Genomic DNA, 26,692 nt, shown 5'->3' on the forward strand with positions numbered 1-26,692 from the left:
TCAATATAATTCGAACCTTAGGCGCGGTTTTTCTTATGTCTAATCTCTCATTAAGTAACATACCGCTCGATTGGGTGCGTGCCTTTGAACTGGCTGGCAGGACCGGAAGCTTCACCGCAGCGGCGAAGGAAAGTAACGTCACCCAAGCTTCGATCAGTCAGCGCATCTCAAATCTGGAGCGGCGCATAGGCGTCCGGCTGTTTGTGCGAAATCCAAGAGGCGTGACGCTCAGCGTTGAAGGCGAGGCATGGCTACCATATGTATCGGCGGCGTTTCGCAATCTCGACGAAAGTTACGAAGATCTATTTGGCATTCAGCGTGAAAAGATCACAATTTTCGCAAGTGCGTCTGTGAATGAATTGTGGCTGGCTCCAAGACTCCGCAACTGGCAGAGCACACACAAGCCGCAGATCGTGCTGTCTACCATGGTGTTGCAGCCTGACGACAGCTTGTTAGATACAACAATCCGCGTGCAATACGGACGTGGCGAAGGAAAAGACCTTCATAAAATCCCGTTATTTGCGGAGCACCTAAGCCCGGTTGTTGCGCCTCAATTGCTAGCAACTCATGCATCATGGTTAGAGTTGCCCCGCCTTGGGTTGTCTGGACCAAGGCACGGTTGGCACGAATGGGCGCGCCAAACAGGAGACCCCATAACGCCAATCCCAAGACTGCGCTTTGACAGTTTCTCTGCGGCTCTCTCTGCGGCGGTATCCGGCGCAGGTGTCCTACTCGCGTCCCTTCCACTCGCTGCCCCACTGTTGGAGCAAGGCAAACTGGTCCGCGCGTCAGAATTCGTCATGGAGCCGCAAGAGACATATTGGATGATCGCGCACAAAGACGGACTAACCAAATCACAATGGGATAACGTCGTGGACTGTCTGTTTGCGGCCGAGGGCTCACGCTAGACTTGGCCAACCCATTTCTGAGAAACCGGTCCAGTTAACCCCCTACAAACCTCTTATGCGATTTTTGCGCGGGTTGTGTTCCAATTCTGCCAACCCCAGAACTTCGAGAACCGGGGAGATGTAATTGGCAAAACGTCCTCGGTACCCCTTTCGTAATCCATAATACCCGCCAACGGGGTTCTCCTGACTGCGCGCCCAATGCTCTAACGTGCCTTCCTTGGTTGGTTTTCCTTCATCGGCATTGCCAAGCGGCATCCAATCACCATGCGCGAGCAGCATTGCATGGGCGTCCTCGATTGCACGCAACTGATAAGACAGTCGCGTCTTTCCAACCTGAACGAACACCGCGGGTGGTTCCGCTGCTTCGTCTCTCCAGGCCTCAAACTCAGAGCCCAGTGGAGGCGTTTTCAAAATCCAAGGATCGCCAATGATCCCTAATCCATAGGTCACTCGGTTCATGCTTCTGCCCTTTCCTTGAGTGCATCGCCAAATTTTTCAAATGACGGTTGCAGGTCTGGCATGGAATTCATGATCAGCTTACGCAACGGACCCGTGAAGGTCTCTTCCATGCTGAACGTCGTGCTTTTGCCATTTGGTGTTAGCCTAAATATCCTTTCTCCCCTGAACAATCCAAACGGCACACCCCCTGTCCAAGCCATCTGACGCGCTCTGTCAAACTGTGTAACCCGCAACGGAAATGCGCGCGTTGGATCAACCTCAGATATCAATTTGATACGGCCTTCAGATTGTATCTTGCCGGTGATGCTGAGGATCCCAAATGCCCCACCCCGAGTGCGTCTGGGTCTTCTAGAACTGCCCAAATAGCAGCCGGTGATGCAACAATTTCGCGGGTAACTTTGAATGACGTCATTTGGGCTCCTTTGCTTGACACCTAGATGCATAGCAAGCCTAATATGACATCTTATGTCATGTTTCAGAGATCGAAATGCGCGCTTCTAGGCTTCTGCAAATCCTGCTCTTGCTGCAAAATAGAGGGCGACTTACCTCCACCCAACTTGCATCGGAGCTGGAGGTGACGCCGCGCACGATTTTACGGGACGTTGATGCGATGACCAAGGCAGGGTTGCCGATCATTGTTTTTCAAGGCAACCAAGGCGGCATTGAACTGGGCTTTAATTACCGCACGCGACTGACCGGGCTGGACCAGGACGAGGCAAAAGCTCTGGGCGTGGTTCTAAACAGTCGCAACCCTGCTTTGGGGGCTCTCGGTCTGGAACAGGCCTTTGATCGTGCGCGCAACAAACTGGTTGAGAGTTTTCCCGATAAGGTTCGGCATACCGCGCAAAAGGCGATGGCTCAGTTTCGCGTTGATGGACCGACCCCGCCCGACGATCCGCGCGTGATGGCTTTCGCGCAGGCCATCAGCGACAATCGGATCGTTCGGATCGATGCAAATGGGAAGAGCGCAAAGCTGGTTCATCCAGTTGCCCTCACGTTATCGCAGGATGAATGGGAGATCACGGACCAGATTTCAGGGGAAAATATCCCACTTCGAAACTGCGGCGACATAAATATCTCAGCACATCGGTTCGGGGAAAAGTAAGGCCATCTAGTAACAAAAAAAGGCGCGTCGGTTGCACGGCGCGCCTTGATCTAAGTAGCGTTCGCTTAAACAGTTAGTGCTGCTCTTCTGCCACCGCTTCTGCAAGCGCTGCTTCAAAGATCGCGAGGCCTTCTTCGACAATCTCGTCGGAAGCTGTCAACGGCACCATCACTCGAACAGTGTTGCCATGCAGGCCACAGCTCAGCAGCAGCAGACCACGTCTAAGCGCGTGTGCGATAACACGTTTGGTCAGATCGGCATCTGGTTTGGCACTGCCAAAATCAGTCACAAATTCGACAGCGACCATCGCGCCCAATCCGCGAATGTCCCACATCCGGAAAGGTGCCGTGCGCGCACCAATCTCAGCAAAGCGCGCCTTAAGATGGGCACCCATGCTTGTTGATCGGGCCAGCAGACCTTCTTCTTTGATCGCTTCAATCGCGGCAAGTGCGGCAGCACAGGCCACAGGGTTGCCGCCATAAGTTCCACCAAGTCCACCGGGGATCACCGCGTCCATCAGGTCCGCACGGCCAATCACGCCGGCCAGAGGGTAACCACCGGCCATGGATTTCGCGACCGTAATCAGGTCGGGCACAACGCCCGAATGTTCAATCGCAAACCATGTGCCAGTCCGACCAAAGCCTGCCTGAACCTCGTCCGCGATCAGCAAGATGCCATGCTGGTCACAAATGTCGCGCAGCGCTTGCATCATCTCGAATGGCACAGGCGTGTACCCACCTTCACCCAAGACAGGCTCGATGATGATGGCAGCAATACGTTCTGGCTGCGCATCGGTCAGAAACAGGTTTTGCAGACCCGTCAGCGCATCTTCGACGGTGATGCCATCGCGCACTGATGGAAACGGAGCGCGGAAAATATCCGACGGGAAAGGGCCCACATCTTTTTTGTAGGGCGAGATTTTGCCCGTCATACCAAGGGTCAACAGCGTCCGGCCGTGATACCCGCCGGTAAAGGCGATAACGCCCGGGCGTCCAGTAGCCGCACGCGCGATCTTGACTGCGTTCTCAACCGCTTCGGCACCGGTGGTCACCAGCAACGTCTTTTTTGGTGCGTCGCCGGGGGCCAATTCGTTCAGCTTTTCAGCCAATTCGATGTAGGGTCCATAAGGCACAACCTGAAAAGACGTGTGGGTGTAGTGATCTTCCTGAAGCTTGGCCGCCTCAACCACTTTGGGGTGACGGTGGCCCGTGTTGAGAACACCAATGCCGCCAACAAAATCAATATAGCGGTTGCTTTCTACGTCCCAAAGCTCCGCGTTTTCGGCGTATTTGGCATAGATCGGCGCAGCAGAAGCCACACCGCGCGGCACCGCCGCTTCACGACGCGCGACAAAATCGGCGTTGGTCGCAACCGTCGGAGCGGCCGTATCTACGATAGAGATTTGAGGGTTCTTCTTTGCAGACGCCTTAACAGAGGGCTTCCGAGGTTTTTTACGAGTAGTGGACATGAACGATTCCCTTTCCAAAGAACGTGCGCCGCGTTTAAAATATCCTTTATGCCGTTTAATTTAATTGTCAATCGTGATATTTCGGCGGTTTCGATATTCTGAATAAGCAGGCTAGAATTTGCCTGTGACAAGCCGCGACAGCCCAGATACACAGAGCTTTTAGGCAGTTGGAATAGGTGCACAACCTTGGATATCGGACATAAGCTCAGAGCGATCCGCGAAGAACGTGGTCTTTCGCAGCGCGAATTGGCTGCGCGGGCCGGGCTGACCAATGGCACCATTTCATTGATCGAAAAAAACAAGACCAGCCCCTCGGTCGCCTCGCTAAAGAGCCTCTTGGACGCGATACCGATCAGCATGGCGGCATTTTTCTCCACAATCGAAGAGACGGACACCCGCAAGGTATTCTTCGCAGCTGATGAATTTATCGAACTCTCGCCGCCTGGACCAGGTCAGGTATCCTTGCGGCAACTTGGCAATGCGGAAGAACATGCCCTGCAAGTGCTACATGAAACCTACCCATCTGGCGCAGACACAGGGCCCGAGCGGTTGTCTCATGAGGGTGAAGAAGCTGGCATCGTTATCACCGGTCAAATCGAGGTAACCGTTGAGAATACGGTCGGCGTTCTTGGACCCGGCGACGGGTACCTCTTTGACAGCCGGCTACCGCACCGGTTTCGCAACCTAGGTCCAGATGTCTGCGTTATTGTGAGCGCCTGCACGCCGCCGACTTTCTGATCCCGGTGCAAAAGTGGCAACGAGATAAGGATTAGACATCCTCATCTGCCGCAATGATCTGGTCCGTCGCTAATATCCCTCGCTCGTCGACATGGCTCGATTTGGCTTCGGACGTACCGACACCGGTGCGCTTTTCCAACTGGGCGTTCAGCGCCGCGCCCAGCAGCACAAAAAAGCTGCTGATCCAAAGCCAGATCAGCATAGCAATCACAGCTCCGATTGATCCGTAAACTTGATTATAGTTACTAAAATTCGCCACGTAGTGCGAAAAGGCGAGAGAAACGAGAGCCCAACTGACCACGGCAAGAACCGCGCCGGGCGTCAGCCATCCCGCCCGGACGGGTTTGCGATTTGGTCCATAGCGATACAACATACCGATCCCGGCGAATAGGACGCAAACCGCGATTGCCCAGCGCACAAATTCAGCGACCAGTTTGCCGGATGGCCCAAACGGGAAGAACGACAAAACAATCGGCGCGACGACAAGTGTGAGCAATGAAACGATGCCTACGCCTACCAGTCCAATCGTCAGAACCATTGCGCGAACAAAGTGCCAGCCTGTATTGCGGTTACGTTCATTGTAAACCGAATTGAGGCCGATCATTATCGCACCGACCCCGGCGCGCGCCGACCACAGCGCCACAAGTAGTGACACGAGACCGGCCCAACCCAGTGTGTCCGCGCTGGCTGTCACCAGCGACACAACTTGCGTGTTGATAATCTCGTAAACGTCATTGGGCAAAAATTCCCGCATTTCTTCAAGCTGTGCGACCACAACAACTGGATCCGCGATCAAACCCATTACAGCGATCACCGCAGCGAGCGCTGGAAAGAGCGACAGCATCGCGAAAAACGCAACGCCAGCAGAGACGAGCCCAAGATTACTTTCACTGATCTGGGCAATGGTGCCTTTTATGGCCGTCCAAATAAACGCCAGCTTGCCCGGTGCGCTTTGTATCACGTGAACCTGCCTTGCATCTACACACTCACCTTTTATCCATCGCTGGATCTCCGTTTACCGCGTAGTGGGCCTGACCCCAAGCCAGAAACTTGAAACTGGGTTATTTTGAAAGTGAGCTGCAACCAAAGCTTCAAGGCACTTGCCAATCGGCCAGCACCGTAGAAACATAGGTCCATGAACACACCTCTCTCTGAAGCCATCAACGCCAAGCGCGACGAGCTGATCGCCCTGACACAAGATTTGATCCGAATCCCGACCCTAAATCCACCTGGGCGCGACTATCGGTTGATCTGCGAATATCTTGACCGTAGGCTGCGCAAAGCAGGGTTCGAGACGCAGCTTATCCGTGCCATTGGCACACCGGGAGACGGCGATAAATATCCGCGCTGGAACATCATCGCGCGACGCGAAGGCACGGTTGCTGGCGAATGTGTCCACTTCAACAGCCACACAGACGTGGTTGAGGTCGGCCAAGGTTGGAGCTTTGATCCTTTTGGTGCTGAACTGGCCGACGGGCGCATTTACGGGCGTGGGGCCTGCGATATGAAAGGTGGGCTTGCGACCTCTATCATCGCGGCAGAGGCTTTCCTTGAAACCCACCCCGATTTCGCCGGTGCGATCGAAATCTCTGGAACTGCTGACGAGGAATCAGGTGGCTATGGCGGCGTCGCCTATTTGGCCGAACAGGGGTATTTCAACCCAACCCGCGTGCAGCATGTCATCATCCCTGAACCACTCAACAAGGACCGCATTTGCCTAGGCCACCGCGGTGGTTGGTGGGCAGAGATTGAGACCAAGGGCGAGATTGCGCATGGTTCCATGCCGTTCTTAGGCGACTGTGCCGTGCGCCACATGGGGGCGGTTATTTCAGAGTTCGAGAACAAGCTTTTCCCCGCCATGGCAGCACGCACAACAGATATGCCCGTTGTCCCCGAAGGCGCGCGGTCTTCGACAATGAACATCAACTCCATCCACGGCGGCCAAAAAGAGCAGGACGATGATTTTACCGGCCTGCCCGCCCATTGCGTCCCCGATAGCTGTCGGATCGTGATTGATCGTCGTTTTCTGGTCGAAGAACCACTGGATCAAGTACGCGACGAAGTTACGGGCTTGCTCGAAGGCTTGCGGGCAACGCGCGTCGATTTTGACTATACGATGACAGAATTGAACGCCGTTCTACCGTCCATGACCGACCGCGACGCTCCAGTGGTTCAGACCGTGGCGCGCGCCATCCGTGACGTGATCGGCAAGGAACCTGATTACGTCGCCTCCCCCGGAACCTATGATCAGAAGCATATCGACCGTATCGGCAAGCTGAAGAACTGCATCGCTTATGGCCCCGGTGTGTTGGAGTTGGCGCATAAACCCGATGAATGGATTGGCGTGGATGACATGATCGACAGCGCCAAGGTTATGGGTGCGGCCCTCGAATCGCTATTACTTAATCGTTAAACGCAGCCTCAGCGCCAATCGCCAAACCATCTACAATTGCCGTCAACGCAGCCCCGCGCTGAACTTTTGCTGCAGGAACACGCGCGCTTAGCGCATCCTCAATGACACCCATCAGGCTGGAGCCTCCGACAAAAATCAAGTGGGTCACGGCATCCGCTTTGACCCCGGCCAACTGCAATGTCGTGTCTGCCGCATCGCCGATTTCCGTCGCCAACGTGCTTAGGGTGTCAGCCATCATTGGGGTTGGTAACGGCACTGACAGGCCACGCTCCAGCACATTCAATGCAATTGCCGCCTCTCCGCCGCCGCCATTCGCAGCGATCTTGCCCGCTTCGACGGCAAAGGCCAGATCATGGCCCAGCTCGTCTTCCAAAACAGAACACAGCCGACCGAACAACGGCTTTTCAACCGCGTATTTTTCTAGCTCCCGCGCGGCGCGGCGGGTGTCTTGTGCATAAAGAAACGGGATTTTTTGCCATGTCGCCAAGTCATTGAATATCTTATGCGGCGCAGGGTGAGTATCGGGCCCAAAGGCATGCCGAATGGGCGATCCTTTCCCCAACAACGGCATCACATGCGCGATGCTAAGCGCACGGTCAAAATCCGTACCACCTACGCGCACGCCATGACTGCCCAAGATGTTGATCCCGTCGCCTTCATGCCGAAACAATGTGAAGTCAGACGTACCGCCACCAATATCAAGAATGAGACCCAGATCGCCTTCGTTCAGGACATCACGGTTGGCCAACGCCGCGGCTTCTGGCTCATTCATAAACCGCACTTCAGCAAACCCAGCCCGCAGGTAAGCGTCGCGTAGATCTACTTCGGCTTGGGCGTTGCGCGCAGGATCGGAGCTGTGAAACATCACTGGGCGACCTGACAAAACACGGTCATATGTGTCGCCTGTTGCCGCTTCGGCTTGTGTCTTGATCTGCCGCAAAAACCGCGATGTGATCTCGATGAAATCAATCCGTTCGCCCAATAGGCTGCGCGTCTCGCGCATCAGACTTGTGCCCAACAACGATTTCAACGCCCGCATATAGAGGCCCTCGTCACCGCCCAGAAGTGCGTCGTTGGCGCGCTGCCCCACCAGCATCTTTCTGTCCTCGAAATCAAAGAAGACCGCAGTCGGCAGGGTCTGCTGGCCGGGCTCCAACGCGATCAACTGCGGCACACCGGCTGGCGCTACACCGGCCGCTGAATTGGACGTTCCGAAATCGACACCCAGAACTGACATACGTCCCACCTTCATACTTCAAACAGGATCGCGTCCCTACGTCCGACCCACCGGAAAGGCAAGCAAGCTCTGGTCAGTAGCACCCCAATTGTCTAGCCTGCGTTCAAATCAAACCGGGAGATATCCATGTTCCACCTCCGTTCCCTTTTGCTGGGTGTCAGCGCCGCCGCATTGCTTTCAGGTGCTGCCTTGGCCAAAGATGACATCACCGTGGCCCTTCAGCTTGAGCCACCCCACCTTGATCCGACCAGCGCTGCTGCGGGTGCCATCGATTCGGTGCTGTATTCGAATGTGTTCGAAGGGCTGACCCGCTTTGACAGCAACGGGGGCATCATTTCAGGCCTGGCCGCGCGTTGGGACATCTCTGCAGATGGTTGCGATTATACCTTTCATTTGCAATCTGGCGTCACGTTCCATGACGGCACGACAATGGATGCCGAGGATGTGAAATTCTCACTCGACCGTGCCCGTGCTGATGACAGTGTGAATGCGCAAAAAGGCCTGTTTGAAAACATAGACACCGTCACCATCGTGGACCCGCAGACCATTACCGTGCGTCTGAAAAAACCTGACGGCAATTTCCTCTTCAATATGGCTTGGGGCGATGCGGTCATTGTCGCAGTCGAGAGCATTGGCGAGATCAAGCAAAAGCCAATCGGCACAGGCGCATTTAAGTTCGACAATTGGACCCAGGGCGACAAGATCGAACTGAGCCGCAACCCTGATTACTGGGGCACGCCCGCCGCATTGGACAACGTCACGTTCAAATTCATCTCTGACCCAACGGCCGCCTTTGCGTCGTTGATGGCGGAGGATGTGGATTACTTTAACGGCTTCCCTGCCCCTGAAAATCTGCCTCAGTTCGAAGCCGATGACCGTTTTCAGGTGCTTGTCGGGTCCTCTGAGGGGGAGACCATTCTCTCAATGAACAACAAGCAAGCGCCGTTTGACAACAAACTGGTGCGTGCCGCTGTGGCTCATGCGATCGACCGCCAGGCGATCATTGATGGCGCGATGTTTGGCTATGGCACACCCATTGGCGCGCATTTCGCACCGCACAACCCTGCGTATGTCGACCAAACCGGGCTGAGCAATTTTGACCCTGAAAAGTCCAAAGCACTGCTGGCCGAAGCGGGATTCCCCGATGGGTTTGAGACGACACTTGATCTGCCACCGCCCTCCTACGCGCGGCGCGGCGGCGAAATCATCGCAGCCCAGCTTGCTGAGGTTCGCATCACAGCCAAGATTAACAATGTCGAATGGGCTCAATGGCTGGAAACCGTGTTTCGCGGCAAGAACTTTGGCCTCAGCATCGTCAGCCACACGGAGCCAATGGACATCGGGATCTACGCCAACCCCGACTATTATTTCCAATACGACAATCCGGAGTTCCAAGAGTTGATGACGACCCTCACCGCAACCAGCGATCCGGCAACGCGCACCAAACTAATGGGCGATGCGCAAAAGATCATCGCGGAAGACTACGTCAACGGCTACCTCTTTCAGCTGGCGGCATTGGGTGTCGCCAAAGCCGGATTGCAGGGTCTTTGGGTCAACGCACCCACACAGGCCACTGACCTAACTGGCGTCAGCTGGTCAGAGTAACTTCCACTGTCATTGAAAATAAAAAGGGCCTCTGCTGGTGCAGGGGCCTTTTTTTGTATCAGGCTGGCATTGATCGTGCATTCAAGACCTCGACGGAATGCCGGACTACATCTCGTACGGCCCCCTCTCGCGGGGCATCGCGCAGTGTTGTGAACCAATGCTCAGGTGGGTTCTTGCCCCGGCGGTTACCGTCAAATCGTAAGCCGCGCAGCACGACCTCTGCTTGCGCGGGTATGCGGGTCGGAATGTCATAATCATTCAACGTCGCCCACACTCCGGTCCAAAGCCGCCCGACAGACCAAGGATTGTAACCGCCGCCACCCAACACCAGCAGACGGGGAGCGGCCAAGGCCATTAACCCGCGCAGCACTGCCCAATGGGCGTTATTGCTAAGGCAAAGATGCGACAGCGGATCTTCTTCCACAGCGTCAGCACCGCATAAAAACACAATCGCATCGGGTGCAAAATCTGCCACTTTGGGCAAGATCAGGACATCGCGAATATACGCCATCTCACTGTCATTAAGCCCGCGTGGGACGGCCATATTAAACCCGTTCCCCCCAGCGTCATTGTCAATTGCGCCGGTTCGCGGCCAAAGCCTGTCCTCATGAACCGAGATCATCAAGCAATCAGGGTCACCGCCAAACCCCACTTCAACGCCATCTGGATGGTGCGCATCAATATCAACATAGGCGATCCGTCGCACGCCATTATGCCGGAGCGACAGCATCGCCAGAACCGGATCGTTGAGATAACAAAAACCATTGGCCCTGCCCGGCATCCCGTGATGCGTGCCGCCCGCCGGATTATAGATCACGCCACTTTTGGCGAGCAGTTCTCCGGCAAGGATAGACCCACCAGCGGCGGTTGCGGGGCGGCGAAAAATCTCGGGAAAGACGGGATTTGTGGGACTGCCGATGCCGTGACGTGCCAAGTCCTGAGGGGTGGCGATTTGATCCCCCTCCACCCGCTGTAACGCCGCGATATACTCTGGGTCATGCCAATGGCTCAGGGCAGAGGGCTTGGCACGCGGCGAAGTGATGAACTGCGACTTTGGCAGCCAGCCCATCGCACGGCTTAGATCCATCACCGTTGAGACACGCGGCACGCGCAACGGATGCCAGCGCCCATAACTGGAGCCGCGGAAAATCTCGTGTCCTATGAATTGGGGTATGTCCACAAACCAAACCTAGCACTCGCCACTTTGCCGTCCAGCGCTGAAAACGGCGCTGGACCCTTCCTGCGCGCTTGGCCTAACCTCTGGCAATGCTGCGCTATTCACTCAAACGTCTCATGTCCTTGCTGATCAGCCTCGCTATTGCGTCGCTGGTCATTTTTGCTGTGATCGAGGTCGCTCCGGGCGATCCTGCGTCCTTCATGCTGGGGATCAATGCGCAACCCGATACTTTGGCCGCTCTGCGCACAGAGCTGGGTCTGGATGTGTCGAAAACTCAGCGTTATCTGGCGTGGGTGTCTGGCATGTTGACGGGCGATTTTGGCACCTCTTATACATACCGCACACCGGTGTCCGAAATGATCGCCGCCCGGCTCTGGGTGTCATTGCCGCTCTCGCTTTATGCACTCGCCCTTTCGATGTTGATCGCGTTTCCCGCTGGCATCTACGCCGCCGCGCGTCGTGGTCAGGCGGGCGATATTGGGGTGATGGGGGCCACACAACTAGGGGTCGCGATCCCGAATTTCTGGTTTGCTATGATGCTGGTTTTGATCTTTGCGATCAATCTGCGTTGGTTCTCTGCTGGCGGATTTGCCGGATGGGACAAGGGACTTTGGGCCGGGCTCCATTCCCTCACCCTCCCTGCGATCGCACTGGCCCTGCCGCAAGCTGCGATCCTTGCCCGGGTTATGCGGTCGGCGCTGTTGGATGTGCTGGGCGAGGACTTCATGCGCACTGCACGCGCCAAAGGGCTATCTGAGCGTCAGGCGCTCTGGCGGCACGGCTTGCGCAATGCGCTTATTCCGGTGCTGACAATCATCGGCCTGCAGTTTTCCTTCCTGCTGGCTGGGGCAATCATCATTGAACAGGTGTTCTACTTGCCCGGCCTAGGTCGTCTGGTGTTTCAATCCATTTCTGCCCGCGACCTGATTGTTGTGGAATCCGTGGTCATGTTGCTGGTCTTCGCCGTGATCATGGTGAATTTCATAGTTGATCTCGCCTATGCTGCAGTGGACCCCCGATTGAGGTCTCGCACGTGAGGCGCAATTTGATCCTTGGTGGGTTGCTTACCGGCGTGTTCGTCGCGGCGGCGCTGCTGTCGTTCTTCTGGACGCCCTTCAGCCATACCGCCCTGAATATCCCTAATAAACTCCAAGCCCCCAGTGCCCTACATCTGTTGGGGACCGACCATCTAGGGCGCGACATCCTCAGCATGATCATGGTCGGCGCGCGCACGTCCATTGCAGTCGCATTGGTGGCGGTCGGGATTGGCATGGGGCTGGGCGTTCCGCTGGGTTTGTGGGCAGCAGCACGGCGGGGCTCGATGCTGGACGAAGTTATCATGCGCGGCAATGATCTGATCTTTGCGTTTCCCAGCCTTGTCATCGCGATCCTGATCACAGCAATTTTTGGAGCCGGGGCGGTCAATGCGATCATCGCCATCGGTATCTTTAACATCCCCGTTTTTGCGCGGATCACACGCGGGGCAGCACTCAGCCTGTGGGAGCGCGAATTCATCATGGCTGCGCGTGTCGCTGGCAAATCTGCTGTGCGTATCTCGACCGAACATATCCTGCCAAACCTCGCAAACCTGCTGATCGTACAGGGCACCATTCAGTTTAGCTTGGGTATTCTTGCGGAAGCAGGGCTGAGCTATGTGGGCCTTGGCGCGCAACCTCCGACGCCGTCTTGGGGCCGAATGCTGGCTGATGCGCAAACCCTTGTCAGCATTGCGCCTCACATGGCGTTGATGCCGGGGTTTGCGATCATCTTTACCGTTCTAGGGCTGAACCTGATGGGTGACGGTCTGCGCGATGTGCTTGATCCACGTTTAAGGATCACGCGGGCATGACCCTTTTGAGCGTTCAAAACCTGTCCTTATCGATCCATGGGTTGTCGATCCTGAAAGACGTTAGCTTTGACATCGCGGCGGGAGAAATCGTTGCGGTGACAGGCGAAAGCGGTTCAGGAAAATCACTTACCGCACTTAGCATCATGCAATTGTTGCCCAAGGGGACGACCTCAACGGGCAATATTCTGCTGGACGATCAAGCTTTGACCACGCTACCAGAACGGGCCCTGTGTGCCTTACGAGGGAACGACATGGGGATGGTGTTTCAGGAACCCATGACGGCCTTGAACCCGGTTAAGACCATCGGCGCACAGGTCGCTGAGACAATCCTTATCCATACCAATGCATCCAAAACTGAAGCGATGATCCGCGCTGCACAGACCCTTGAACGCGTCGGATTGCCCAATGCGGATTTTCCGCTGTCACGCTACCCGCATGAGCTGTCGGGAGGACAGCGTCAACGTGTGGTCATTGCGATGGCGATCGCGCTCAAACCTCGTTTACTGATCGCAGATGAACCAACCACGGCGTTGGACGTGACCACGCAGGCGCAAATCCTTGAATTGCTCACCCAGCTTGCGCGTGACGACGGCATGGGGCTGTTGATGATCACCCACGATCTGGCCGTCGTTTCTCAGATGGCTGATAAGATCATCGTCATGCGACACGGAGAGATCGTTGAACGCGGTGCCACCACCGATCTGATGTTCAACATGCAGCACCCTTATACGCGGATGCTATTTGCCGCCTCGGCGCATAAAGTCAACTTGCCGCCTGCTCCGCCTCCTGCGCCCTTGTTGGAGGTCAAAGGCATCAGCCGCGATTACCGCATCCCGCGCAAAACGCTCTTTGCCAAGCCGGGTCATTTCCGTGCGGTCGATAATGTGAGTTTTGTACTGAACCGCGGTGAACGGTTGGGTCTGGTTGGCGAATCCGGGTGCGGAAAATCCACACTTACCCGTGCTATTCTGGGGCTAGAAGAAGTGCAGGAAGGGGCTATTACTCTAAAAGGCGCGCCCGTTTTCACCAATGGCTTGCCAAACCTCGCCGTGCGCCGGCAAATGCAGGTCGTTTTTCAGGACCCCTTTGGTAGCTTTAATCCCCGCCACAAGGTTGCCCGCCTTGTTACGGAGCCATTTCATCTGCTCGAAGACCCACCACGAGGTGCAGATCGGACCCGTGCCATTGATGAGGCTCTGAGCGCTGTTGGCCTCAATCCTCAAGATGCGCAGAAGTACATTCACGAATTCTCCGGCGGGCAACGCCAACGTATTGCAATCGCGCGTTCCTTGATCATTCGGCCAGATCTGATCCTGTTTGACGAAGCGGTCAGCGCGCTGGATGTTTCGGTCCGCGCGAAGATCCTCGATTTGTTGGCAGAACTTTGTGCGGCCTATGATCTTAGCTATCTGTTTGTCTCTCATGACCTCAGCGTCGTGCGCAGCGTCACTGATAGGGTGCTGGTCATGAAGTCCGGCAAGATCGTCGAAGAGGGTGCAACGGCCGACGTCTTTAACAACCCCCAACACCCCTACACCCGCGAATTGATTGCTGCGGCACCGGTGCTGCCCGATCTTAATACTCAGGAAATTGCCCTATGACCGATACTCATGACGCTCTTTGGTTTGACCCCTCACTTTGTCTGATCGGAGGAAAATGGGTGGCCGCAAAGGGTGGAGAGACGCTGCCGCTTGTGAACCCTTCTGACGGCGGTGCCCTCGCTGTGATTGCACGCGGACAACAGCCTGACATTGATGCTGCCGTCGCAGCAGCCCACGTGGCACGTGCCGGTGATTGGGGTCGCATGACAGCCTTGGAACGCGGGCGGGTTCTCACGCGCATTGGTACAGCGGTGCTTGAAAGGATCGGTCAACTTGCAACGCTCGAAGCGCTGGATGTGGGCAAGCCACTCTCTCAGGCCCGCGCGGATGTGATTGCACTTGCCCGTTATATGGAATTCTACGGAGGTGCCGCTGACAAACTGCATGGCCAGACCATCCCATATCTCGACGGCTACACCGTCTATACGTTGCGTGAACCGCATGGCGTGACGGGCCATATCGTACCGTGGAATTATCCGATGCAGATCATCGGCCGCTCGGTTGGCGCAGCATTGGCAATGGGCAATGCTTGCGTGTTAAAACCGGCCGAAGAAGCCTGCCTAACCGCGCTCGCATTTGCACATATCTGCACCGATGCAGGCCTGCCGCCCGGCGCGTTGAACGTAGTGCCAGGACTAGGGGCTGAGGCCGGGGCCGCGCTGTCGGAGCATTCAGGTGTGCACCATATCTCGTTTACTGGTTCGGTCCGAACCGGCGCATTGATCCAGCAAGCAGCAGGGCGCAACGTTGTCCCGGTCACGCTGGAGTTAGGCGGAAAATCTCCACAGTTGGTGTTTGAGGATGCCGATATCGATGCGGCTCTTCCCTACTTGGTCAACGCAGGTATTCAAAACGCGGGGCAAACCTGTTCGGCATCTTCGCGTATTCTAGTCCAGCGCCCTATCTATGAAAAGATACGCGGCCGTATGGCCGAAGCCTACAGCGCGCTGACGGTTGGACCTGCGCTGGATGACCAGCAAGTTGGTCCCCTGATTTCCCAGCGCCAAAAGGATATCGTCAACGGGTTTATCGCCAAGGGCCAAGACCTGAAACTTGTCGCGCAAGGCCAGTTTGTTGGGGCCACAGATACCGGGGCCTACGTCTTGCCCACGCTCTTTGCCGATGTGCCCCCAGACCATGTGTTGGCACGCGATGAAATCTTTGGGCCTGTGCAAGTCATCATCCCCTTTGACACCGAAGAAGAAGCGATCCGCATTGCGAACAGTACAGACTATGGGCTGGTCGCTAGCATCTGGACCCAGAACGGCGCACGTCAAATGCGGCTCGCTAAGGCGCTTCAGGCGGGACAGATATTTATCAACAACTACGGGGCCGGTGGCGGGGTAGAGCTGCCCTTTGGTGGTGTCGGAAAATCCGGCCATGGACGTGAAAAAGGGTTCGAAGCACTGTATGGCTTTTCCCAGCTCAAGACCGTCGCCGCCTATCACGGCTGACCCGCTTGGCCTGCCGCAAAGATCAAGATATCGTCGCTCAGGCATTATTCAAAAGGCCACAAATATGATCCCCGGACCCCGTAACAGCCTCACTGACGTCCCTGGCCTACGGGTTGGTAACGCCCAAGACGATGCATTGAAGTCAGGCACGACAGTGGTTGTCGGGGACAAGCCATTTGTGGCCTCGGTTCACGTCATGGGCGGCGCACCCGGCACCCGCGAGACTGATCTGCTGGCGCCCGATAAGACCGTTGATGCTGTCGATGCACTGGTTTTGTCTGGTGGATCCGCGTTCGGCTTAGATGCGTGTTCCGGCGTGATGGAAGGGCTGCGCGCTGATGGGCGTGGCTTTCAGGTTGGTGATGCACTGATCCCACTGGTGCCCGGTGCGATCCTATTTGATCTTCTGAATGGCGGCACCAAGGGTTGGACGCAAAACCCCTATGCAGCGCTCGGTCTTGAAGCCTACCGCACAGCATCTCAAACCTTTGATGTTGGCAGCGTCGGTGCCGGAACTGGGGCACTGACAGCGATGCTCAAAGGCGGTCTTGGTACCGCGTCACTGGTTCTCCCCGATGGCAGTACCGTGGCCGCTTTGGTAGGCGTGAACCCCGTCGGTTCGGTCACCACGCCGGGCGATCGCCATTTCTATGCGGCCCCTTTTGAGATTGATGGCGAATTCGGTGGGGTTGGGCCTGATACCGCAACGGGCCTTGGCCGGTCACTGGACAGTCGCAAAAGCGTTGCCCTGAACCCGCGCACGAATACCACCATTGCCATCGTGGCAACGGACGCGACCCTCAGCAAGGCTGCCTGTCACCGCGTCGCTACGGCCGCTCATGACGGCATCGCGCGCGCCACAGTCCCTGCACACACGCCCCATGACGGCGATCTGGTTTTTGCCTTGTCGACAGGGAGCAAACCTGAGGGAGACACGTTACTGATCGGCCACGCAGCTGCCCTTTGCCTCAGCCGGGCGATCGCGCGCGCTGTCTTTGCAGCAACCCCGGCACCGAACGATTTGCTGCCTTGTTGGTCCACCCAGAATTCATGAGCGACCTTTTCGCGAACTAAAACTCAGGCTAACCTGCCCGCAAAACGAATAGAAAACCCGAAGGACACCTCAGATGAACAATTCTCTAGGTTGGCATTATGCCCTTGAAGGCACTTCTTATGGGCCAATCAATCAAGATGAACTGGATGGCCTGATCGCGAATGGCACAGTGCGCGCCGATACACTTGTCTGGCAGGAAGGGATGGACGATTGGCTGCCTCTTGGACAGATGAAAGGGACCGCAATCCCGATGATGGCATCGCATGCGCCTGCCAGAGAGAATATTGCCCGTCCGCGTGAAGATGCATCGACTTTTGTCGGTGCGCTAAAAGATGGTTTCTCCCGCTATGTCGATTTCAAAGGCCGCTCAAACAGGCCGCAATTTTGGTTCTGGACGCTTTGGATGATAATTCTTGGGATTGGGACGGGCATTATCGATAGCACGTTCGGGTTTTATGATGTCGGACCGATAAATAGCATCTTAAGCCTTATCACCCTTATCCCAGGTATTGCTGTCGCTGCACGTCGATTGCATGACATCGGTCGCCGAGGTTGGTGGCTCCTGCTGATCCTAATCCCAATTGTCGGTCTCATTGTTCTCATCGTATTTTTCTCCACCAAAGGGGAAGAGACGCCCAACCCATACGGCGACCCTGTATAATGCAGCCTAGGTCGCGTCGATTTGATTGGCTGGCGCGGCCTTTTCCAGAGCGGGAATATCCATGCAGGCGTCTTGAATACGCGCGATCGTAGGGTAGTCCTCAAGCGTGACCCCGAAACGACCGTTGTTGAGAACCTGCGCATAAAGGCAAAGGTCGGCTAGGCCTACGGTCTCTCCATGGCAAAATGTACCGGTCTCTGGCTCAGACGCCAATCGCGCCTCAAGGGCTGCCATTCCAGCATGAGCCCATTTGCCAAACCACGCCGCTTTGCCCTCCGCATCAACACCGTATTCAGCCTCGAGATGCTGCAAAATACGCAAATTGTTCACCGGATGCACATCGAGCGCAATGATATGGGCCAACGACCGAACCCGCGCGCGCGCCCAAGCATCGCGGGGCAACAACGCCGGTTCGGGATGCACTTCGTCCAGCCATTCTAGGATCGCCAGAGATTGCGGCAGCGCGCCTTGCGGGGTCACCAATGTCGGCACAAGCCCCGACGGGTTTAGGGCCAGATGATCAGCGCTCGCTTGCTCGCCCTTGAGCAATGACAAAGGGATATAATCGTAAGACAGTCCCTTGAGGTTCAATGCTGCGCGCACTCGAACAGAGGTCGAAGACCTGAAGTAATTATGCAGCTGCAAATTGCTCACGCGCGGTTTCCAATCGTGACTTCTAGCTCTCCGATGCCGTCGACACCGCCGGTCATCACATCACCCGGAACTACCGCAGCAACGCCTGCGGGTGTCCCAGTCATGATTAAATCACCGGGTGCCAAGGTTACCGCGCGACTTAAGGTGGCGACATGCTCTCGCACCGACCAGATCAAATCGGCCAAATCTCCCTCTTGCCGCAAAGTACCATTCACCGCGAGCCAGATGCGGCCCTTCTCAACGCTTGGCACATCCCGCAATGGCATAAGCGGCGCAATGGGCGCTGATTGATCGAACCCTTTGGCCATGTCCCACGGACGGCCAGTTTTCTTGGCATCTGCCTGCAAATCACGGCGAGTCATGTCAATCCCGACAGAGGCCCCCCAGACATGATCCATCACATCGGCTTCGGCAACATTCGCGCCTCCTTTGCCGATCGCGATCACCAATTCGATCTCGTGATGCAGATCATCAGTTAGTGTTGGATAGGCCAACGTGCAGGGCGTATCGACAACGGCATCAGCTGGCTTGGTGAAAAAGAACGGCGGCTCTCGGCTAGGGTCATTGCCCATCTCACGGGCATGCGCCTCATAATTGCGCCCCACACAGAAAATGCGCCGCACCGGGAACCGATCAGTTGTGCCTCTGACGGCAAGGCTTGCTTGTTGCAGCGGCTCAAAAACATAGCTCATCACTGGTGTCCTTTATTCTGGATTTCGTTGTGAACCGGTTACAGAAAGCCCTCGCATCGCAGCAGCCCCAAAGCGAATACCACGCAGGGTGTAGCAACCTCAAATGGTCCAGGCTCCGGGTTAGTCACCCAACTTGGCATGCACCTCATCAAGGTCGATCTCGCCGATGGGGAGTTTGTTGCCCGGGTTTTCAAAGTCATATTTGAAAAGCTCAAAGTCGCGCTTGTAGATTTCCCGGACCAGATGCATCGAGAGATCGTCGAAATAATCCTCAACCGGGTGCGCGCGCTTGGGGCCATGCCCTTCGCTTTCGTTGAACCGCGGGATACCATCAAGCTTGATCTCATGCTTGGTTTCGACAGAATTCAGCACGTCCTGCATGCCATCATTGAACGCTTCCGTCCAAACAATCTTGTCGTAAGTCCCACCATTGGCGATAAATGTGCTGACGTGGCCAGACATCGCAGACCAATGAATGTCAGGGTCCATAGGACGCCGCCAGCGAATGGTATCGCGCGCAAACAATAGAAACCTGCGAAAGCTGGCAACTTGGTCAAAATCGGCTTTGCCGTCATCCCCGCCAACGTCGATGCCATATTTTTGGATCAGTAGCGGCACGAGGTTGCCACGGTACCGCTTTCCGTTGCGCTGGATGCCGCAAATTTTGTCGAAAAACGAACTCAATATCCGCGTGTAAGGATTTCGGACGCAGGTAAAGGCGTACGAGGTGTGGTTTTGCACATTCGTCGCGATCGGCAACTGGCTTTCGTCCAGCGCCCATTTGTGCAGGCCAGACTTGGCATCATGGATATCGCCATCAAAAAACTCACCATGATCAGAGTAATACATGATCTGACCTATGCTGGAGCACGCACATTTGGGCACCACACGGTACACCACGCTTTCACTCTCCGTCATCCACGTACCGGGAAAACCCATAAACCGCCTCCTGCTCTGCCCACCTGTTTTCTTGTCACAGATTGAACTGATCCTAAAAAAGCAAATAAATGCTGTTTATTCAATCGGTGTTCACCTTTATCTTGTCAAACAGTAGTGCAAAATGGGGTTCATCGTTTCTTAAATGGCAAAAATTGCCTACATATTGCTGTGTCACAAGGACCCGGACGCCATTATCAAGCAGGCGGAGCGGCTGACAGCTGTGGGCGACTACATGTCGATTCACTTTGATGCATCCGCAAATCCGGAAGAATTCCTCGCAATTTCTGAGGCTTTGAGCGCAAATCCCAACGTTACGTTCGCCCAAAAACGCATCCGTTGTGGCTGGGGCGAATGGTCGCTGGTGCAAGCAACCCTCCATGCTCTGACATCCGCAATTGATGCCTTCCCGCGCGCCACGCATTTCTACATGCTTTCAGGCGACTGCATGGCGATCAAATCTGCCGAATACACCCACCAGTTTCTTGATGACCATGATGTTGATTTCATCGAGAGCTTTGACTATCTCGAAAGTGACTGGATCAAGACTGGCATGAAGGAAGAGCGGCTGATTTACCGTCATTTCTTTAACGAACGAACGCAGAAAAAACTGTTTTATGCAGCCTTCAATCTGCAACGAAAATTGCAAATGACCCGCAGCATCCCCGCTGACATCCAAGTTCAAATCGGCAGCCAATGGTGGTGTCTGCGCCGCCGCACAATCGAATGGGTTCTCGACTTCGCCAAACAGCGTCGGGATGTCATGCGGTTTTTCAAAACCACATGGATTCCGGATGAGACCTTTTTTCAGACGCTTGTGCACCATCTTGTTCCGGAAGAGGAAATTCGCACCCGTACGCTGACATTCTTAATGTTCACGGATTACGGCATGCCTGTTACCTTTTACAATGACCACTACGATCTACTGGTCAGCCAAGACTATCTTTTTGCCCGTAAGATCAGTGCAGAAGCGCATGATCTCAAGCGCCGCCTTGGCCTGCTTTACGCGGCGCAAAAAGTGCAGTTCGAGATCAGCAACGAAGGACGCAGCCTGTTCAAGTTTCTGACAGGTCGAGGCCGCATCGGGCGCCGTTTTTCTACCCGTTTTTGGGAAACTGAAAGTACTTTGGGCCGCGAGCGCGAACTGCTTATCGTGGTTTGCAAGAAATGGCATGTCGCGAAACGCGTGCTGGAACGCATCCGCCAAACCACAAATGTACCCGCGATCGAGTACCTCTTTAACGAAGAAGACACGCCCCTGCCTGACCTTGGCGGCATCCAGAAAACGCTCGAAAAACGTACCCGGCATCGTCGCTCATTGATGCGGATGCTGTTTGACTATTTCGAGACCGATCGCCTGATCGTCTGTATGGACCCCGGCAACCTTGATCTGCTGAATGACTTCGCTTCTGACCGCTCTGTGACGCGCTTGCTGGAAATCGAATGCCAGTTCTCAGATGACTACCTCATTGGGCATGCCATGCGCGTCGGTCTCGCTGGCGAACAAACGTCCCAAGACACCCTCGACCGGCTGCTCCCGACGATCCGCAATGATATGATATTTGAGGGTGACCGGATCCTTGACGCTAAGTTTGAAAATCACTCCCGGATGCGTGAAAGCGCATCACAAGATACAAACGCAGACGCGCTCGCTGACTTTCTGACCATTCCTGTGGACAAGGCGAAGCAGATCACTTCAACCGACCACCTTTTTGCCGATTAAGGATACCTCAATGGCCTACGCCTATGACGACCAGAACATCTTTGCCAAAATCCTGCGCGGCGAAATCCCGAACACCACAGTGTTGGAGACTGAGCACACACTAGCCTTCCGCGACATCGAACCTCAGGCACCCGTGCACGTGTTGATTATCCCAAAGGGAGCTTATGTCAGCTACGATCATTTTGCGGCAACTGCGTCAGACGCGGAAATTATTGACTACACGCGCGCTATCGCAAAGGTCTGCGAAATAGAGGGCGTCAAACCCGATAGCGCCGAAGGATACCGCTTGATCAGCAATGCAGGTGTCCATGGCGTTCAGGATGTCCCGCACCTGCATGTTCATATTCTGGGTGGCCGCCGGATGGGCCGCATGGTCCCTCCAGCGACCTGAGTACGCCGCTTAGTTTGGCGGATACTATCGCGAGGGCTGCTTAGGGTCGCGCGCCGCCAAATCGTACTAAGCGGTCGCGCAGTTTTACTTTCGCCGCCATGACCCTATCCATTTCGAAAACCGGCCTGAGGCATCGGCAAAATCATCCTCGATCGCCTCTACAGTTGGATCAATCCTCGCTCGGCGGAACCTGCGCCAGCGCACCCAGATGCCATAGGCGACCGCTGCGAATATGGTAATAATGATAATGTTCAGCCACGGCAGGCCCTTGGGGGCGTCTGGACCGTCCACTGCGCGTATCGAAACCGCATTGGGAAAGACCGTCAGGAATTCATTGCGCCAACCATAGTGTTTGATTGCCGCATATTGCCCGCCATCCGCCGTGGATTTTAGATCCGCCGCCTCGGCCTGCAAGTTAGATGTATCAAACTTAAAATACGGCGGCCAACCCCAACCAGTATCCTCGTTGCGGTACACCATCACATCACCTTTGGCCCGTCGCGTCTGGATAAAGAAAACATCCCGATTGAGTGCCAAAGGATCCGTTCCGATATCTGCCTGCGCCCAAAAGATTGAGTTTTCACCGGGATCAACACGTTTTTCATAAGTGTCGGTGACCCGCACAATATCTACTTGTGGCAACGTGTAGTGAAACACAGACACAACCAGCACCCAAAAAGTAATCCAGAACGTCCATTTGATGAGGCCCAGCATGATGACGTCTCCTTAACTGAAATTCGTGAGGTAAATGATGACGCTAACTACGATCACCGGGACGACATAAACACCCAAAATCAGCTTGCGCCGTAACGAGGTGTCATATTCGGCCAGACCCTGATCGACAAATGTTTCTTTGTCGATGTCCTGCGGTCCTTCGTGCCACTCCGCTCGCAGTTTTCCACGCCGCACCGCACGCGAATAAAGCGACAGGCAAACATAGATCACCGTCAAAACGATGAACCCGATAAACAAAAGCCGACCCAATGCAAACATACCTTACCTCCTCTTTACTGCGCCCCATGGGCCCACCCGGGCTACCATATCAGGCAAAGGCGGTGGCCCCCCACGCTCTGGCTCCGCCATAGGAGCCTCGTGGCCAAAGAGCGCATCACGCGCGCCCGCCTTATCCACCTGATACTCACGTTCCAGAAAATCAGCAACATAAGCCTTCTTTGTCTCCGGCCAGCCGGCATAGGTACGGTAAAATAATTCCTTGTGGCAGATGAACAATTGCCGAATGTCCTTTGGTGCCAATTCAGCCAACAACATATTCACCAAAGCCGCATCAGGCGTGTCCGCCGCCCGCAGCGTGTAGAAATAGGCCGGGTGGTCACTGTCGATCTTGGGCCAGTTGCCACCGTTTTCGGCCCAGTTCACCAGCGCTGCCAAGGCATGGAATTCTTCTGGCAGTTTGTCCGAATGTGACCGCGCCAACTTGCGCATGTCCGCACGGGTGCTGCCTTGCAAATCTGCACCCGCATCCGCCGCAGCATCGACTAGAATGAAATCCATCTTTTGGCGCAGTATCGCCGCCGCATCCACACCACGGGCCTCAACGATGGTTTCAACCAGTCCGTTGAACTTGAAGAACTTCGCGATGTTGTTGCGGTCGCGCAAGTCGAACACATATTCGAGCGGCAACTCACCCAACCCGGCCTTGCCAGAGGGCGCAATCACCGCCGGGTGTTCCATGTCCTGCCATAAATACAGCCCGCCAAAATGCGCCGTCCAGAAATTGCGCTGATCAAAGCTCATCTGATTAAGTCGCACAGGATTGCGCACCACATCGCCTGTCTTCCCCGCGAGGTCGATCATTTCGGCAATCAACACATCGTCAAACCAACCGTCAGGCTCGTTGCGAAACTGGTCCACCATCCCGGCGAGTTTATTCGCATCCCGGACCGTGCCTGCGGTGGTATCTGCCTCAACCGTGACGCGCCGGATGTCAAAGAGCCGCGCCGGAGTTGAGATGTCATAAACCGAATTCACCAACTCCCCCGCCACCGCATCCCGCGCCGTCAGCGCAAAAAGCTGCGCCTCATTTCCCGCAAAAAACTGTTTTAGGATATCGCGTGAGGTTGAGAATTTGGTGTTCAAAAGCGGTGCCGTCCGCTGCTCCATGCTCAGCAAAATGAACTGCCGGTTCACGCCTGCGTGGTTGAGGTAAAGCGTGTCGTCCAGCTCATCCCCGATCTCGGGCGAATACCCCGAGATATCAACGTGGAAATCAGTGAGCGCGGTTCGCTTGCCGGTGAGGTGTTCCAATGCGCGGTTGTAGCGCTCAACCAGTGTGGGGCTTTCCACGTGGAACAGGTTGCCGAACATCAGGCCTTTTTGGATGAGGCGTTTCATATCAGCGCCAATCGCGAAGCAAGCATGTATCGGCGTTCGATAGGCGCAGAATGACGCCCACCGTTTTTGTTAGGGAACTTAGACGCCCAACCATTTAGGAACCGCAACTCAAGATCCTGTTGTTCAAGCTCAGACATTTCAACGCCCGTCATTCCGCAGCCTGTGTTCCTAAACTCAATAAACTCGTTAAGCCCGCCCTCAGTTTGATCGGAGAGATGAGTCACCCCTTCCCTCCCAAATACCGCTTTTTCGCAGCCTCCATGCGCTGCATGTCCCGCACTGCGCCATCAATCGCCACTTCATCGGACTTATCCGCATAGCGAAATTCGCTGTCCGCGTAGCGGTTGATTTCCTGCACGACCATCTCAACCGTGATGGGTTTGCGCATGTCCTCGATCATCGCCTTTTTGGCATCATAGCCTTTGAACAAGAACAGCTCCGGGTCTTCCATCCATTCATCGGGCAGCTCAAAATCCATCGCACGGACTTTGACTGCATCCGTGATGTTCTTGATCGCGCGGCCGGTAAAACGTTCGTCAGCCTCTTGGATGCCTTTGAGATAGGTGCCCAGTTTGTTGATCGTATCCAGCTCGCCAATCTCGCCTTTTACGGCTTCATAGACCTTCAAGAGGCCTTCCTCGTGAGGCTGCGAATGCGAGTCAAATGACGCGGCAACTGCCTTCTTGATCTGCTGGGCCTCGAACACTTCGTGATCACCCAGCGGGATGTCGTGGTTTTTGCCCATCAGCAAATACAGAATGTCGACATAGTCGTCCCGCGTTTGCGGCCCATCCACAAGGAACCGCGCGCCCGCCCGTTGGCGCAGGGCATCATCGACGTTCTCAGGGTAATTCGAGAACATGCCGAAGGTGCAATTGCCGCGCACGACGGTATTTGCCCCCGCAAAACTCTCCATCAGCACGGCAGTAATTTCGAGTTGGCCTGCGGAAGACTGCCTATCGCCGCGTTTGCCTGCCAGTTGGTCAATGTCGTCGATGGTGCCGAAACCGATGACACTTGGATCGATGATGTTGTTGATAAATGCCTTGGCGTTTTGCCCCGATTTACCCTGATAGCTGTCGATATTATCCGTGCTGAGGTTCTGATACCGAAACGGATAGCCAGCGACCTGACAATATTCGCTGACCAGCCCCGCCATCATCTGAATAAGCGTCGTCTTGCCCGTCCCCGGCGCGCCGTCGCCCATGAAGGTAAAGATAAACCCGCCGAGCTCCGCAAAGGGGTTCAGGTGGCGGTCAAAATCATAGGCCATCAGCATTTTGGCCAGTTTCATCGACTGATATTTCGCAATGTGGTTGCCAACGACTTCGTTTGGCTTTTTGAACGTCATTGTCAGCGTCGTGGACTTTGCCTTTGAAGCGGGAGAAAATCCACTCACGGTAAAATCATCTGCCTCTACCCGCCACGCTGCCGTATTGAATGCCTCAAGTCGCGGGGCCGTCTGGGCGCGCAGAGAGACCTTCTCCATCAGGCTTTCGGCAAAGGCGGACACCGTCGCGACCAAGAAAGCGTCATCCTGTGCGTGGGCCGCAATATCCTGATCAAGCTCCCACAAAACACCATGCAAAGCGGTCTGGCCGTTGTCTGTAAGGACCTCATCCACCTCACCCACCTCAACCGCTGCTTCGGGTAGATGAGAAGAAAGGAGGTATGCCGTCGCATTGCCGAACACATAGAGCGTCACCAATGCCTCGGCGGCCAGCAGTTCAGCGAATTCCGCCTTGCGGGCGGCCGGCAAAGACCCTTCGAGGTTGGCGCGCTTTAGGTCACCAAGGCCAGATTGCTCGGCCACGTTCTCCGCTACGGCCAACGCAATCGCAATTGCCCGGCGCAGCGCATGCATGACTGTCGCCTGCAACGGGGTGACCAGTTTATCACCGTCATCAGCCCCCATAATTCGGCCCAACAGCTGTACTGAGCCCGAAACCGCGCGCCGCTGTGTAGCCAAACCCGGTGTCGTTGAGCGAAACCGCCGCCGCGTGCCGATCCCAGATGACTTCTCCGTCTGAGCCTGTTCCGATCCCGCTTTACCAATCCGGGGCGCGTGGTCGAACGCCTTTAAGAGAGACTGCGCCACCGCAACATGTGCAGCAATATCTTCTTCACGAAGCTCCATCTGATCGGACGTCTGGCTCATTTGTACTTCCTTCTCAACTTCATCTTTCCCATCGGATTGCCACCGGTGGCATAACGG

Annotated in this window: 26 protein-coding genes; 13 read left to right on the forward strand and 13 right to left on the reverse strand. The window is 55.5% G+C overall.

The features are described from left to right. Nucleotides 1–35: 35 nt before the first annotated feature. Nucleotides 36–908 (forward strand): LysR family transcriptional regulator, encoded by an 873-nt coding sequence (locus C1J03_RS21500; protein ID WP_114888438.1) that lies wholly within the window; start codon nt 36–38, stop codon nt 906–908. 42 nt (nt 909–950) lie between these two features. On the opposite strand, the gene C1J03_RS21505 is transcribed toward C1J03_RS21500, so the two are convergent. Beyond that, complete coding sequence (locus C1J03_RS21505) at nt 951–1,367, reverse strand: DUF6855 family protein (protein ID WP_114888439.1); 417 nt, start codon at nt 1,365–1,367, stop codon at nt 951–953. Nucleotides 1,368–1,854: 487 nt separating this feature from the next. Here C1J03_RS21505 and C1J03_RS21515 point away from each other — a divergent pair, with 487 nt between their 5' ends. Beyond that, nucleotides 1,855–2,472 carry a helix-turn-helix transcriptional regulator gene (locus C1J03_RS21515; RefSeq protein ID WP_114888441.1) on the forward strand — a complete coding sequence of 206 codons (618 nt, stop codon included), beginning with the start codon at nt 1,855–1,857 and terminating at the stop codon, nt 2,470–2,472. A gap of 73 nt (nt 2,473–2,545) precedes the next feature. Here C1J03_RS21515 and gabT read toward each other — a convergent pair whose 3' ends face one another. After that, nucleotides 2,546–3,940 (reverse strand): 4-aminobutyrate--2-oxoglutarate transaminase, encoded by a 1,395-nt coding sequence (gene gabT / locus C1J03_RS21520; RefSeq protein WP_114888442.1) that lies wholly within the window; start codon nt 3,938–3,940, stop codon nt 2,546–2,548. Nucleotides 3,941–4,126: 186 nt separating this feature from the next. Here gabT and C1J03_RS21525 point away from each other — a divergent pair, with 186 nt between their 5' ends. Next, nucleotides 4,127–4,678, forward strand: a complete 552-nt coding sequence (locus C1J03_RS21525; RefSeq protein ID WP_114888443.1) for a cupin domain-containing protein — start codon at nt 4,127–4,129, stop codon at nt 4,676–4,678. A 31-nt stretch (nt 4,679–4,709) separates the two neighbouring features. On the opposite strand, the gene C1J03_RS21530 is transcribed toward C1J03_RS21525, so the two are convergent. Continuing rightward, nucleotides 4,710–5,636: a YihY/virulence factor BrkB family protein gene (locus tag C1J03_RS21530; RefSeq protein WP_441351145.1), complete on the reverse strand. Its 927-nt coding sequence runs from the start codon at nt 5,634–5,636 to the stop codon at nt 4,710–4,712. A gap of 177 nt (nt 5,637–5,813) precedes the next feature. Between C1J03_RS21530 and C1J03_RS21535 the strand changes: the two genes are divergently transcribed. Beyond that, nucleotides 5,814–7,091 carry an acetylornithine deacetylase/succinyl-diaminopimelate desuccinylase family protein gene (locus tag C1J03_RS21535; protein WP_114888445.1) on the forward strand — a complete coding sequence of 426 codons (1,278 nt, stop codon included), beginning with the start codon at nt 5,814–5,816 and terminating at the stop codon, nt 7,089–7,091. On the opposite strand, the gene C1J03_RS21540 is transcribed toward C1J03_RS21535, so the two are convergent. Further along, nucleotides 7,081–8,328, reverse strand: a complete 1,248-nt coding sequence (locus tag C1J03_RS21540; RefSeq protein ID WP_174234485.1) for an Hsp70 family protein — start codon at nt 8,326–8,328, stop codon at nt 7,081–7,083. The two genes, C1J03_RS21535 and C1J03_RS21540, sit on opposite strands and share 11 nt — an antisense overlap. Nucleotides 8,329–8,454: 126 nt before the next feature. Here C1J03_RS21540 and C1J03_RS21545 point away from each other — a divergent pair, with 126 nt between their 5' ends. Beyond that, nucleotides 8,455–9,933: an ABC transporter substrate-binding protein gene (locus C1J03_RS21545; protein ID WP_114888446.1), complete on the forward strand. Its 1,479-nt coding sequence runs from the start codon at nt 8,455–8,457 to the stop codon at nt 9,931–9,933. Between the two features lie 58 nt (nt 9,934–9,991). Here C1J03_RS21545 and C1J03_RS21550 read toward each other — a convergent pair whose 3' ends face one another. Then, nucleotides 9,992–11,113, reverse strand: a complete 1,122-nt coding sequence (locus C1J03_RS21550) for an acetoin utilization protein AcuC (protein ID WP_114888447.1) — start codon at nt 11,111–11,113, stop codon at nt 9,992–9,994. 86 nt (nt 11,114–11,199) lie between these two features. Between C1J03_RS21550 and C1J03_RS21555 the strand changes: the two genes are divergently transcribed. The 6 genes from C1J03_RS21555 to C1J03_RS21580 all read left to right on the forward strand — a co-directional run bounded on the left by C1J03_RS21555 (nt 11,200) and on the right by C1J03_RS21580 (nt 17,729). Next, complete coding sequence (locus tag C1J03_RS21555) at nt 11,200–12,147, forward strand: ABC transporter permease (RefSeq protein WP_114888448.1); 948 nt, start codon at nt 11,200–11,202, stop codon at nt 12,145–12,147. Next, on the forward strand, nt 12,144–12,959 hold the full coding sequence (locus tag C1J03_RS21560; protein ID WP_114888449.1) for an ABC transporter permease: 816 nt from the start codon (nt 12,144–12,146) through the stop codon (nt 12,957–12,959). The genes C1J03_RS21555 and C1J03_RS21560 overlap by 4 nt, the downstream gene beginning before the upstream one ends. Further along, complete coding sequence (locus C1J03_RS21565; RefSeq protein ID WP_114888450.1) at nt 12,956–14,560, forward strand: ABC transporter ATP-binding protein; 1,605 nt, start codon at nt 12,956–12,958, stop codon at nt 14,558–14,560. The genes C1J03_RS21560 and C1J03_RS21565 overlap by 4 nt, the downstream gene beginning before the upstream one ends. Continuing rightward, on the forward strand, nt 14,557–16,014 hold the full coding sequence (locus C1J03_RS21570) for an aldehyde dehydrogenase family protein (protein WP_114888451.1): 1,458 nt from the start codon (nt 14,557–14,559) through the stop codon (nt 16,012–16,014). The genes C1J03_RS21565 and C1J03_RS21570 overlap by 4 nt, the downstream gene beginning before the upstream one ends. Before the next feature lie 64 nt (nt 16,015–16,078). Next, nucleotides 16,079–17,068 (forward strand): P1 family peptidase, encoded by a 990-nt coding sequence (locus C1J03_RS21575; protein WP_114888452.1) that lies wholly within the window; start codon nt 16,079–16,081, stop codon nt 17,066–17,068. Between the two features lie 73 nt (nt 17,069–17,141). Beyond that, nucleotides 17,142–17,729: a DUF805 domain-containing protein gene (locus C1J03_RS21580; RefSeq protein WP_114888453.1), complete on the forward strand. Its 588-nt coding sequence runs from the start codon at nt 17,142–17,144 to the stop codon at nt 17,727–17,729. A gap of 6 nt (nt 17,730–17,735) precedes the next feature. On the opposite strand, the gene maiA is transcribed toward C1J03_RS21580, so the two are convergent. The 3 genes from maiA to C1J03_RS21595 form a co-directional block, all read right to left on the reverse strand. Next, nucleotides 17,736–18,383: a maleylacetoacetate isomerase gene (gene maiA, locus C1J03_RS21585; RefSeq protein WP_114888454.1), complete on the reverse strand. Its 648-nt coding sequence runs from the start codon at nt 18,381–18,383 to the stop codon at nt 17,736–17,738. After that, on the reverse strand, nt 18,380–19,075 hold the full coding sequence (locus C1J03_RS21590) for a fumarylacetoacetate hydrolase family protein (protein ID WP_114888455.1): 696 nt from the start codon (nt 19,073–19,075) through the stop codon (nt 18,380–18,382). The genes maiA and C1J03_RS21590 overlap by 4 nt, the downstream gene beginning before the upstream one ends. A 120-nt stretch (nt 19,076–19,195) precedes the next feature. Beyond that, nucleotides 19,196–20,014 (reverse strand): sulfotransferase family protein, encoded by an 819-nt coding sequence (locus C1J03_RS21595; RefSeq protein WP_114888456.1) that lies wholly within the window; start codon nt 20,012–20,014, stop codon nt 19,196–19,198. Nucleotides 20,015–20,156: 142 nt separating this feature from the next. On the opposite strand from C1J03_RS21595, the gene C1J03_RS21600 reads away from it, so the two are divergent. Together C1J03_RS21600 and C1J03_RS21605 are read left to right on the forward strand one after the other, a co-directional pair. Then, on the forward strand, nt 20,157–21,734 hold the full coding sequence (locus C1J03_RS21600; protein ID WP_114888457.1) for a DUF5928 domain-containing protein: 1,578 nt from the start codon (nt 20,157–20,159) through the stop codon (nt 21,732–21,734). A gap of 10 nt (nt 21,735–21,744) precedes the next feature. Continuing rightward, the gene (locus C1J03_RS21605; protein ID WP_114888458.1) at nt 21,745–22,125 is read left to right on the forward strand and encodes an HIT domain-containing protein; all 381 of its coding nucleotides are present in this window, start codon (nt 21,745–21,747) and stop codon (nt 22,123–22,125) included. Nucleotides 22,126–22,209: 84 nt separating this feature from the next. Here the strand turns inward: C1J03_RS21605 and C1J03_RS21610 are convergent, their stop codons facing one another. The 5 genes from C1J03_RS21610 to C1J03_RS21625 are packed head-to-tail and all read right to left on the reverse strand — an operon-like array spanning nt 22,210 to nt 26,635. Continuing rightward, nucleotides 22,210–22,836 (reverse strand): DUF1523 family protein, encoded by a 627-nt coding sequence (locus C1J03_RS21610; RefSeq protein WP_114889139.1) that lies wholly within the window; start codon nt 22,834–22,836, stop codon nt 22,210–22,212. A gap of 15 nt (nt 22,837–22,851) precedes the next feature. Next, a complete protein-coding gene (locus C1J03_RS21615; protein ID WP_114888459.1) occupies nt 22,852–23,118 on the reverse strand; it encodes a hypothetical protein in 267 nt (88 codons plus the stop codon). Between the two features lie 3 nt (nt 23,119–23,121). Continuing rightward, on the reverse strand, nt 23,122–24,477 hold the full coding sequence (locus tag C1J03_RS21620) for a DUF6638 family protein (RefSeq protein ID WP_114888460.1): 1,356 nt from the start codon (nt 24,475–24,477) through the stop codon (nt 23,122–23,124). Beyond that, nucleotides 24,474–24,701: a hypothetical protein gene (locus C1J03_RS25490; protein ID WP_162798629.1), complete on the reverse strand. Its 228-nt coding sequence runs from the start codon at nt 24,699–24,701 to the stop codon at nt 24,474–24,476. Before C1J03_RS25490 ends, C1J03_RS21620 begins: the two co-directional genes overlap by 4 nt. After that, nucleotides 24,698–26,635: an AAA family ATPase gene (locus tag C1J03_RS21625; protein WP_114888461.1), complete on the reverse strand. Its 1,938-nt coding sequence runs from the start codon at nt 26,633–26,635 to the stop codon at nt 24,698–24,700. The genes C1J03_RS25490 and C1J03_RS21625 overlap by 4 nt, the downstream gene beginning before the upstream one ends. Nucleotides 26,636–26,692 lie beyond the last annotated feature (57 nt).

It is taken from the genome of Sulfitobacter sp. SK012 (assembly GCF_003352085.1).
Lineage (GTDB): Bacteria > Pseudomonadota > Alphaproteobacteria > Rhodobacterales > Rhodobacteraceae > Sulfitobacter.